This window comes from Flavobacteriaceae bacterium GSB9, assembly GCA_022749295.1.
Lineage (GTDB): Bacteria > Bacteroidota > Bacteroidia > Flavobacteriales > Flavobacteriaceae > Flavisericum.
This window is the reverse complement of sequence record CP062007.1, coordinates 3,001,297-3,013,337: the sequence shown is the minus strand read 5'-3', so window position 1 is coordinate 3,013,337 and position 12,041 is coordinate 3,001,297. Positions and strand designations below refer to the sequence as shown.

Genomic DNA, 12,041 nt, shown 5'->3' with positions numbered 1-12,041 from the left:
TTTCACCATTATGTATCTAAAAAATAAAACATTAGCAATGAACAACAAATTACTCTATATGCTAATTTTATTGTGCCCCTTTGCCATTGAAGCTCAAGAAAAGGTAAAAGGAAGCAGAAATGTGACTATTGAAAGAATAGAAATAAGCCCATTTCATACCATTAATTTAGATGAAGACTTTGAAGTTGAAATTATATTCAATCAAATTCCTTCGATTGAAATTGAAACCGACGACAACCTGCATGATTATATAGAATTTAAAGTTGTAGACAGTGTACTAACCTTTAACAAAAAAGCACGCATTAGGTCCAAAAAACGTCTAAATATCAAAGTAGCGTACAATAATGCCCTCAAATACATTAATACTACTGAGGATGCCGAGATATTATCTTTAGTCACAATGGACTTAAATCAACTAACGGTTAATGCCAAAGCGTCTTCAAAAGTGGGATTAACGCTAAAAACCAATGCTTTTAAACTTGAAACAGACGATCGTGCTAAACTTGAATTGAATATAACCAGCGAAAATAGCTCATTGTTTTTAAGTGGCAACAGTAAGATAGAAGCCCTTGTAAACACGGTAAATTTAACAGGCACACTGTATCAACGTGCAGACATAGAAATAGAGGGCGCTTGTAATAACGCGCAATTAGAATTAGATAATTACGCTCATTTTAATGGTAAAAATTTCACTATTAATTCTTGTAATGTCATTTGTAATATCTCTAGCGATGCCGAACTCGAAGTTATGGACAGCATCAATATTGAAGCCAGTGGGTCTAGCACCATAAGTTTATACGAAAACCCAAAGATTATAATCAATAAAATGACCGACACTTCTAGGTTAGAGAAAAAAGTTAAATAACAAATATTAAATTTTATATACTATTCAAGTATTTTTCAAGTACCGTATAACCATCGTCGGTTAGGTTATTCCTATCTCTACCATTTTTAGGATTAAGTCCATTTTCAATTTCCCAATTATCTGGCATACCATCCAAATCGGTATCCATTGGTGCTTTCACACTTTTAAGTTCAGGCCATCCTCCAACTTCTTCCTGACTTTTAATAATGCCTCCCGTTCGGCTTTTTATACCTTGTACTATTCTTGAGTCTACCGCGTCGCGTTTAGGTAATATAGCACCTGCCTTAGCCAATACCCTGCTGTAGGCAATAACCGCGTTATCAGTTTTCACGGTGCCTGTTTCAAAAGGCTCGGTTTGCTTATAGTTATCAATCTGCTCTTTGCTCCAGTCGTCATTAAAATCCACCAAGTCCCATTGGTTATAAGGAATTTTTCCATTGTAATAATTCCCCGAAAAATAAGCTTTATTATATGGAGATCCGGTTGCGTAAGCAATACCTGTAGCTCTTGAATCACTTCCCGGAATTAAGTAGTTGTTCACATAATTCAAGTGGGTTACACTAAGCTTATCCTGATTGTAACCAGCATGGTTTCCGCCCCAATTATAAATAACATTATTTCTGAAATCGAGGAGAAGTCCTTTAGGGTCTTTGTTATGTGAATTAACGTCGTAATTGCCCGGTCTTGGGTTTCTCCCTTTGTTATGGGCATACAAATTATGCAGAAAACTGTATTTTGCACCACCCGTACCGCGTATAAGAGACCCATAACCATGCCCGTCTGGATTTAGCCCTTCAGTTATAAAACACCACTGTACAGTGACATTAGTTAAAGTTGGGCGCATGGTCGATGCCGATAAAATCTCATCAAGGCTCCAACTTGCCGAACAATGATCAACAATAATGTTGCTACCCCTCGAAATGGAAATGGCATCTTTACCCTGTAAACTTCCCTGACCATGCATACCATCTCCCAAACGCACCCTAAGATAACGGATTATTACATGACTAGCCGCAACAACTAATGTTTCACCCCTTAAACAAATACCATCGCCGGGCGCTGTTTGACCAGCTATTGTAATGTTTGGGTATTTAATGGTTAAACGCCTTTTTAAATCAATTATTCCCGAAACGGAAAAAACTACTGTACGAGCACCCTTTTGCTCTACAGCCCAGCGCAAACTTCCTCTACCTTCATCTTTTAAGTTAGTCACATAAAGTACCTTGCCTCCTCTACCGCCTCTGGAGTAAGCTCCGAAACCTTCAGCTTCTGGAAACGCTAATTGTTGTGACCAGGATGCTGAAAAAAGTAGCACAAAACTCAATAGCGCAAAAACATGTTTTTTCATAAATCAATTTTCTTACAACTGTTCGTCATTTGTTTTTGTTTTCTTGAAAACCTCTAAAGAAACAGGCCCATCTGTTGGCCATTTGCCTTCTGGCATAGGCACAGGTTTTAATCGTTCTGGATTAATAACTACATGCTTAATGCGTCTTCGGTGCCAAGTATAAAGAATATGTACCAATCCATCATTGGTTTGAATTACTGAAGGGTACGAAAACTGCTTTCCAGATTCATCAAGATACTCCAGTATAAGGGCTGCTTCCCAATGTATACCATCACGACTTAATGCGACATTAAGTATTCCGCGCCCTTTATGCCCCATACCTTCTTGTGTTCGGGTGGAATGGTTATAAACCAAGAGTTGCCGTCCATCACGCAAAGTAACACCATCGGCACCAGAATTGTTATTTGGCAACACTAAAGCCTCTAGTGGCGACCATGTTAAACCATCGTCATCTGACCAGCTTTGTGCCATAAAACCATGTTCTGAACGTGTTCGGCAAAGCATTTGGATACGCCCATCGGTGTACGTTAACAATGTAGGCTGGATAGCCCCAATTTTAGCTTCTGGGTTTATAGGACCCATTTTATCCCATGTTTTTCCGTTATCTGTACTACGAAGCACATGCACGCGCCAGCCGTTGGAATCTTCTACAGCCGAAGGTGCTAAAATCGTTCCACTTGCTAATTGTACTGGTTTATTTTTGTCGGGTCCAATCATTAAATCGGGCAACTCCTGGGGTTTACCCCAAGTTTTACCAAGGTCACTAGAGGTTTTGTACCATCCCTTCCACGGGTCGCCAGGTCCTAAAACTTTATAAAACAAGGTAAGGTCTTCGCCCAAGGGCTTAAATAAAATAGGGTTTCCAGTACCTACACGAACCGAATCGGACTGAACTCCATCAGCTACACTTAAGGGGGCTGTCCATTGTTTTCCCGTAGACTTTCTAGACATCCATATTTCCACATCGGGATAAGCCTCTTTTGTACCAGCAAAAAACGAACAAAGCAAATCGCCATTATCAAGTTCTAAAATGGTAGAAGCATGGCATGACCTAAAATGTGGAGAACTCTCAAAAATATAGTCTTCTTGAACAGCTGGCAAATCACTAGCTGCGGGCACTATAATCATTTCAGAAATTTCAGGATTAGTAATTACTTTTTGATAGTTTAAAAAACCAGGTTTTTCTACCGAGATGGTGTCGATAAATTTTGGTAAGTCTATATTTGATTGCCCACTTCCCTTTGGCACATTACCAGAAAGGACAAATTTTCCGTTCTCATTTGTTTTTGCTGTTTCGCCGGTAGCTTTTAATTTAATTACGGCTTCAGAAATAGGCTTACCTAAGGCATTCACCACTTTTCCTGCTATCTTGACCTGTGTTCTGCTTTCTGTTTTTTCATTCTCTTTACATCCAAATATTAAAGTTATTAATAACATTTGAACTAAAAGGAATCGCTTGGTAATCATATATTAGTTTTAATCGTTGGTTAATTAAACTTTTTTAGGCTGGATATTCCGTCTTTAAGCCAGTTGTAATATTGATCGGCATCTGGCGTATAGCCTACGGGTGTGTTAAGTATTTGCTTACCATCAGGACTTAAAAGCACGTAATAAGGTTGCGAATTGGTTTTAAAAAACCGTGTTTGAAAATGCGCCCATTTATGGCCATAGTTTTCAAGTTGTCTTTTACCGCCATTAATTCGGGCCACTTCTATTTGCTCGTTATCAGGCAGTTTCTTTTTGTCGTCGACGTAAAGCGAGATAATAACATATTCATTTTTTAAATAATCGTCTACTTTTTCAATGGGCCATACGTGCTCTTCCATTTTTCGGCAGTTAACACAAGCCAAGCCGGTAAAATCTATCATTATTGGTTTATTTACCTTTTTAGCATATGCCACACCTTCCTTTAAATCTTTAAAACAATTTAGGTTATTAGGGCAGTCGTTGGGATACAAGAAGCTGTAACCTACTGGAGGTGCCAATCCGCTTAAAAGCGTTAAAGGAGTAAACGTTTTTGTGTCTTCGTTAACCCTGAATCCAGACGCTAAATATACTACAAAAGCAACAACCAATACTCCGCCTGCTAATCTCGAAAACGACAGTTTTTTTATGGGTGCATCGTGCGGAAACTTAATAAACCTGAAAACATAGAGCGCCAAGCCGGTGAAAACGACAATCCATATAATTAAAAAAGGTTCTATTTTTAAAATATTCCAATGGGCTACCAAATCGGCGTTCGACAAAAACTTAAACGCCAATGCCAATTCCAGAAAGCCTAAGATAACCTTTGTGGTATTTAACCATCCTCCAGATTTTGGCAAAGCGTTTATCATATTCGGGAACATAGCAAATACAGCAAAAGGCAAACCTAAAGCCACACCAAAACCAGCCATCCCTGATGTAAGTTGCCAAGCGCCGCCATCGGCAGTTAACGAACCTGCCAATAAAGACCCAAGTATTGGACCTGTGCATGAAAACGATACCAAGGCCAATGTTAATGCCATGAAAAAGATTCCAACAACACCTCCAAAATTTTCACCTTTTGCTGTTTTATTGGTCCAGTTTGATGGAAGCGTTAGCTCGTAATATCCAAAAAAGGAGAAAGCAAAAAATATGAAAATGATGAAAAATATAACATTAAGCCATACATTCGTTGAGATTTCATTTAAGATATCTGGATTAACCGAATCTAACAAATGAAATGGTACACTTAATATAATATATACCGCAAAAATAAAGAACCCATACAATAATGCTTTCCAGACTCCTGATTCTTTGGAGTTGCCACTTTTTTTGGTAAAAAAGCTAACTGTTAGAGGAATCATTGGAAACACACAGGGGGTTAACAAGGCCAGTAAACCTCCTAAAAAACCCAAACCAAAGATCTTCCACAACGCACTATTGCCTTGTTCGACATTAGGTGTCTGGCTTATAGACTCATCTGTATCACGAGGATTCTTTAAATCTTCTAAAGTCATCCCATATAACATGTTGTTTGCGGCTGAATCATTTAAACTTATCGAGAACTCTTTGTTTTCATCACCCAATTCTGCAGCTTTTGCACCTTCTTTTGAATTAAAGTTGAAAATCAATTCTGCCTCGGTTGGTTGTAAGCATCGCGTATCGTCGCATGCCATAAATTCGACTGTTCCTTTTATGGATTCAATTTTTTCGTTGATTTCAATGTTCTGTTTAAAAACTGTAGTGTTTTCAAAGTATTTTATTTTCATCTCAAAGACCGGGTCATCAACCGTATGCCCTTCCTCTTCAGATGTTTTACCAATAAGTTTTACGGAGTTCTCATAAGTGTTGAAGCTAAACGTAGTTGGAATAGGGCCACCTTCTGGAACGTTTTGAGAGTAGAGGTGCCAGCCCGAATCGATAGTGGCCGTAACCACCAATTGATAGTTTGAATCTGATATTTTGTTAACCGCCGTACTCCATTTAACAGGTTCCAGTATTTGCGCCTGTAATACATTTACTGCCACAAATGCAAGAAGTAAAATTAGTTTTTTCATTGGTATTTCTAGTTGTATTCTTTTTTACGGCTCAATGCCATAAATTTTACCAAAACTAAAACTTTAAAACTATACTGTGCCCTTTTTAAGATAGTTTTAATATTGAAATGACGATGAAAACTATTTTTACTTTTAAAATAAAAGTAACACCTTTCGTTTGCTTAAACATTGCCTACGGTGCAAATGGTTTTACAGCAACAAGTTTGTCTCCTGACAAATCAACTTCAAACAAATGTGGAATGCGTATGGTACGCTCATTTATCTTTTTATGACTATGCACTGCCATTAGGGTTTTACCCTCGAATGTTTTAAACAGCATACCATGACCAAAATTAGGAGGCGTAATTAATTCTTTTTCCTGAATCCAAGGGCCATCTAGAGTACCACTTTCTGAGTAAGCCACACCTTGTGCATAAACATTGTATTGCCAGCTCGTCCAAATCATCCCTAGTCTGCCCGTACCCGTTTTAAATAGAAAAGGACCATCAGTTACTTTATGTGGCTTCTCATTTCCTTTAATATCTTTCTCTTTGCTCCATGGTGAATCACTTGCTTTAAACAATACTTGCCCTTTACCTACCGAACCGCTTAAATCTGGTTTTAATTCAATTTTTTCAATCGTGCCGTTTCCATTTTGTAACCATTCATAACAGTACACCATGTAGGGCTTTCCATTATCTTCGATCCATAAGGTACCATCGAGGGTGGGTTTATTTGCAGGCAAATACGTTTCTTCTTCCATAGGGACATAAGGTCCTTCAGCCTTTTCACTAACCAAAACATGACTTGCCCTGCGTTCGATGATATTTCCAGCCACGGTATCAATTATTACCTTTTTGTTGGTGAATGTGGCAAAACAATAGTATTTATTCTTGTATTGGTGAAGCTCAGCTGCCCATATCATAGGTTTGGGTCCCATCCAAGAATTTGGATTTGTTTTGACCATGGGGAAAGGCCCGTCCCAAAACTTTAGATCTTTACTTTTCCAAAGCTTTCCTCCCGTGCCTGTCATATAATACATTTTGGACACACTGTCAACCAAAATTGCAGGATCACTCAGTCGGATGGAATCAAGAGGAACATCTTTCTTTATAACATATTTTCTTTGTGCCTGACAAAAAGTAATGCAAAAAAAACACAATAAAAGTCCAAAGGCAAGACTAAACTTTTGTTTATTAAAAATGAGCACATGGCTAAGATTTCTTAACAAGACAATTTTCATTTGCCCTTATTCTTGATGATATCATTTCCAATAAAAACCTGATAGTCTTTTATTCTACCAGGACTATTATTGTCAGCTCTTGGAACATATCTAAAGCCAGATATTTTTTCATCTTTACCCAAATCGATTACAAGATAATGTGGGTAATCAGGTTTGCTATCCCCCCATGAAGAATGCCAATAATTAAATATCTGTCCGTCTATAGCATTTTCTGCACTACCATTTTCCTTTTCTAATTCTTCACTACTTACATAAGCAATTTTCCAATTTTCATGGTTTATAGGGTTATTTTCAGTATCAAGAATATCCATTTCAGCAATAGCTGCAAAAGGTTTTTCATCAAATGAGCTTAAAGCCTCAAAACAGAAATACCGTCCAGATATAGTCTCTGAAAAATTAACGGTTTGCGCATTACCCCCAGATAAAAATTGCCCTGTATGGTTTGGTTTAATTTTTTTAATATTGAGCTCTACGCTTGGACGTTTAGAATATGAAAAATCCTTTTCTGGATGTAAGTCATTTAAAATGGGGGTGTCTAAGCCTCTTAAAATAGCCTTTTCTGGCCCTAACAAATCTAAAACTAATACTTTATTGACTCCTCTTTTTAACCATGGTTCTGGAATATACATTGTTTGTGTAGGTCCAATATTCCAATATCTTCCCAAACAGTGCCCATTAATCCAAACCACGCCTTTTCCCCAACTACTTACATCTAAAAAAACATCACCAACCTTATCTATCATAATCTCACCAGACCAAATTCCTGGCATGTTTTCATTTGGATTAGCTTCTTCAAATTTTAAATTCTTTAACATGGAATCGTCATAAGGAATATTGAATACTTCCCAATTCCCAATCTTGATATTATTTGATTTATCATCCAAAAATTGAATGGATCCAATAAGTCCTTTTCGGTCATGTACTTCTGGTCCAAAATTAATCCTACCCATAGCATGTACCAGAATATCAATAGTAGTTGCGTTTTCTCTTGCAGGAATATTAATCTCAAAATCACCCTTTCTCCTATCCATTGCACCAAGTTTTTTTCCATTAGAAAAAATCCATGCAAAATCATGAACTGCTTCAACTTTTAAAACACAATCTTTTCCTGCTGGCAGCATCGTTCTATATAAAATACTGCCTCTTCCTTGATTGTAATACTCCATGTTTTTAGGATTTTCTGTAACAAGGGGTTCAGAAAGGTTTTTGAAAAGTGGAGCGAATTGTTTTAGTTCAACTGATGAAAAAGTTGTCATCGGATTTGGACCAGGAGGCTCTGGTAAAGGTGATTCACCTGGCATTAAATTTTTAGAAATTAACGAACGTGTTTTGATAAATTTATCTGTAACCCATCCAGCTTCACTAACAGGTGCTCCGTAATCATAACTCGATACATCTGGCTTAAATGGTCGATCTGCACCTGCCCAAAAACCAAAAGTGGTACCACCATGAGACATATAAATACTAAATGACGCCCCTTTTTTCAGCATGTATTCCATATCCTTTAAATATTGATCGATTTTCCCATAACTATGCGGTGTGCCCCAAGTGTCAAACCAACCAGAATAAAATTCACCGCACATCAATGGTCCTTCGGGAAGAATTTCTCGTAATGCTTTGAATGCACCTTCTGGATTAGCTCCAAAATTAACAACAGGAAAAAGATCTGGATGAAATCCATTTTTTAAACGCGAAGTTGGATTGCAAGAAAACAATGGTACATTAAACCCCGCATCAATTACAGCATCTCTCATAATGCCCATATAATCGGCATTATTTCCATAAAAACCATATTCATTTTCAACTTGAACCATTATAATGGGTCCCCCATTTGTAATTTGTAATTTAGACAAAATCCTACCCACTTCATTTAAATAATTTTGTGAAGCCTTTATATATAACGGATCTGTAGTACGAAGTTTGATATCATCATTTTTTAAAAGCCACCAAGGTAAACCGCCCATTTCCCACTCAGCACAAGCATATGGACCAGGTCTTAAAATAACCCACATCCCTTCTTCTTGGGCTATTTTACAAAACTCAGCAATATCCGCTTCACCATCCCATTTAAAATTTCCAGGAGAACGTTCATGGAAATTCCAAAACAAATAAGCACAAATAGTATTCATGCCCAGTGCCTTTATCATTTGAATACGATGACGCCAATATTCTTTAGGAACCCTCGCAAAATGAATTTCACCACAACGAATTTGAAAAGGTGTATTATCTAGTAGAAAATGTTCTTTTCCAATCTCAAAAGTATGTTCCTTTTCATGAATTTTACTCTGTGAAAAACCTACAGTAAAAAATAATAATAGTGTTGATATTAAAAATAATTTATGCATTGTTATTTTGTTATTTTGTGTTTATTTCTATACCGCATCATAGCTTCAATTAAATAATAATCACCATATGAAAGTGGTACATCAATTTCGGTATTTTTGGGCATATTTCCCACGCCGTGTTTTAAAACAAAACCGCCGTTAGTACCTTTTTCAGCTAAATATTCTGGACTAAGCAAGCTTTTTAGCATGGTTTTGGCTTTAATTTTATAATCGTTTTGTGTTTCTCCATCAACATAATTTTGCAATTCGAGCAAAGCAGAAGCAATAATGGCGGCTGCCGAAGAATCTCTTAATGCATTTGGAATATCAGGAGCATTAAAATCCCAATAGGGTATCATATCTTCTGGCATATTAGGATGATTTAAAATGAAGCTTGCAATAGCATTCGCTTGCTCTAGGTACTTAGGATCTTGGGTTTCTCTGTACATCACCACATAGCCATACAAACCCCAAGCTTGTCCACGCGCCCAAGCCGAATCGTCGGCGGCTCCTTGGTTAGTAATTCTCTTTTTTACATCACCTGTCTTTTCGTTGTAAACAACTTCGTGAAACGAGCTGTAATCATCCCTAAAGTGATTCTCCATAGTTTTATTCGCATGGTTTACGGCAATATTGTAATACGTGCTATCTCCACTATGTTCGGTGCCCCAAAAGAGTAGTTCTAAATTCATCATATTGTCTATAATAACCACCAAATCATCTTCACCAGCACTATTCCATGGTGCACTATTCCAAGAACGGATGCATTTAACTGTATCGTCGTAACGGGTGGCCAAAGATTTTGCACTATTCATCAAAATATCTTTATATTCTTGTGAAGGGCTTAAACGCTCGGCATTCCCAAAACTACAAAACATCATAAAACCGAGGTCGTGTGTTGAAGTATTGAATTGTTCCTTTTTTAAATCGTTTAAAACGCTATCAGCTTCCTGTTTTAGTTCAGACGCATTAACCGCTTCATTCAAATACAACAGGGTACCTGGGTAAAAGCCACTGCACCACCAGCCTGAGTTACTCGTTTCAAACTTATCGGAATTGGCATGATATGTTTTTGGGTATCTGCCTTTGGGCAGACGGTCTTTCATGTTTTTATATTGATTTGAGGCGATGTTAAGAGCCTTTTCGATTTCTAAAATTAACGGATCTGTTTTTTGAGCAAAGGAAATCGTAAAGGCCATTAAAGCCATTATAAGCGCGACTATTCTATTCATTAGTTCAGTTGTAAAGTTTAGTTATATCTTTAATTTCTAAAATCTTTATTATTGTAGGTTCCTTTTTTGCAACACCTTCACCATCAATTTGCGTAACGTCTTGAACAAAAACATTAAGTTTACCTTTACTTTTCCAAAGCGAAACATCATAATTAGGCTCCCATTCACCAACACTCTTCTGGGTTAAATTTATAACTTTCCAAGGTGTATTATTTTTCAACCCACCATGGGCTAAAGAGATTCTATTACCAGATTCAGCATCTCGAAATATAAGATTAACTTTTTTATTTATTGAAAATGTGTCGATAAAAATATCGGGGCGAGAAATAGGAATTCTTTTAGTGCCCCCACCTCCCAAAACAAAAGCCGTTTTTCGAAAACCTGTGTTTACCTTTTCCCAAACACCATTGCTTAAGTATACCACATGGTACTGCGGAATTTTATTATCGCTCCAATAACTTGCAATAAAGGGTGCTCCATGTTGATCGGTAACCATTGCCGTTTGGTTGATTAAATTACTATTTTGTGGTATTTTAAGTGCGTATTCAGCTGTAGCTAAGGTTATGGGTAACTCGTATTTTTCACCATTCGATTTTCGCCATGTTTTTCCACCATCTGTAGATTTTGCATAGCACAAATCATGATTGGTTTCAACATCCCAAGTTTCGCGCCAAATCCAAGACACATGAATTGTACCAAAATTATCAACACAAGCCTGCCAGTATGCGCTACGCTGACCTTCACCATCTATAAGATTATTTTGAATTTGCTGCCATTGCTTTGTATCAACATTATAAGAATTGATAACTAAATTGCCCCTTCCCGATTGTCCTGAACGGTAAAAAAACAGTAGGTTTCCATTTGGCAAGTTATAGAATTCTGGATAGGTTACTTTTTCTTCAAGGTTTCCCGTCATGGATTGCGTTTCACCCAATTTTAAACTTAACGGTGATAGCCCCCTAGCATACTTCAATTTTGAATTATGGTGGTCCCAACTAACATGTAAAACCCCATTTCCGTCAACAGCTATGCTTATACTATTATGAGCATCTTCAGCATGGCCCTTAAATGATGTCGTTAAAGTTTCCCAACGTGAAGTATTAAGTTTTCGCTTACCCAAAACCAAATTATTTCCTTGATCGTAATATGCTACAAACTGATAATCGCCAAAAGTGGTAAGCGCATTCTTTCTAAATTTAACAACATTTACCGAGTTATTGCTCCAACCCTTGCCTACTGTGGAAAAAGCAATAGGTCTGGAACAAGAACTTAAAAACAAAACAACAACGAACCAGAAAAAATATGTCTTAAAACAGCTGTATTTTTTTTTAAAGGAAACAGCATGCGACCCAGACTCCAAATTGTTCCGTAAAAATCGATATACGGCGTAAATATTTGACAAGGCCTTTTACTTTTTTGAGTTTAATTCGTTAATTAAAAAACTAATATAAATTAATTATTTTAATTGGAAGAAAAATGAAAGAACCGCAAACAAAAAACTGCCATACATTGTATTTTTTTGGTGCATG

8 protein-coding genes are annotated in these 12,041 nt (G+C 37.1%); 1 reads left to right on the top strand and 7 read right to left on the bottom strand.

The genetic code is table 11. The features are described from left to right. The first annotated feature begins 37 nt into the window (after positions 1-37). Positions 38-865: a DUF2807 domain-containing protein gene (locus GSB9_02657; GenBank protein ID UKM66084.2), complete on the top strand. Its 828-nt coding sequence runs from the start codon at positions 38-40 to the stop codon at positions 863-865. Positions 866-878: 13 nt separating this feature from the next. Here GSB9_02657 and GSB9_02656 read toward each other — a convergent pair whose 3' ends face one another. From GSB9_02656 to GSB9_02650, 7 genes are all read right to left on the bottom strand, one after another. Then, positions 879-2,213 carry a pectate lyase gene (locus GSB9_02656; GenBank protein ID UKM66083.1) on the bottom strand — a complete coding sequence of 445 codons (1,335 nt, stop codon included), beginning with the start codon at positions 2,211-2,213 and terminating at the stop codon, positions 879-881. A gap of 12 nt (positions 2,214-2,225) precedes the next feature. Continuing rightward, positions 2,226-3,680, bottom strand: a complete 1,455-nt coding sequence (locus GSB9_02655) for an exo-alpha-sialidase (GenBank protein UKM66082.1) — start codon at positions 3,678-3,680, stop codon at positions 2,226-2,228. Between the two features lie 20 nt (positions 3,681-3,700). Next, positions 3,701-5,734 carry a thioredoxin family protein gene (locus tag GSB9_02654; protein ID UKM66081.1) on the bottom strand — a complete coding sequence of 678 codons (2,034 nt, stop codon included), beginning with the start codon at positions 5,732-5,734 and terminating at the stop codon, positions 3,701-3,703. Between the two features lie 172 nt (positions 5,735-5,906). Continuing rightward, complete coding sequence (locus GSB9_02653; GenBank protein ID UKM66080.2) at positions 5,907-6,746, bottom strand: glycoside hydrolase family 43 protein; 840 nt, start codon at positions 6,744-6,746, stop codon at positions 5,907-5,909. A 206-nt stretch (positions 6,747-6,952) separates the two neighbouring features. Next, complete coding sequence (locus GSB9_02652; protein UKM66079.1) at positions 6,953-9,301, bottom strand: beta-galactosidase; 2,349 nt, start codon at positions 9,299-9,301, stop codon at positions 6,953-6,955. A 2-nt stretch (positions 9,302-9,303) separates the two neighbouring features. After that, positions 9,304-10,512 (bottom strand): glycoside hydrolase family 88 protein, encoded by a 1,209-nt coding sequence (locus GSB9_02651; protein UKM66078.1) that lies wholly within the window; start codon positions 10,510-10,512, stop codon positions 9,304-9,306. 4 nt (positions 10,513-10,516) lie between these two features. Next, a complete protein-coding gene (locus GSB9_02650; GenBank protein ID UKM66077.1) occupies positions 10,517-11,914 on the bottom strand; it encodes a BNR repeat-containing protein in 1,398 nt (465 codons plus the stop codon). Between the last annotated feature and the right edge of the window lie 127 nt (positions 11,915-12,041).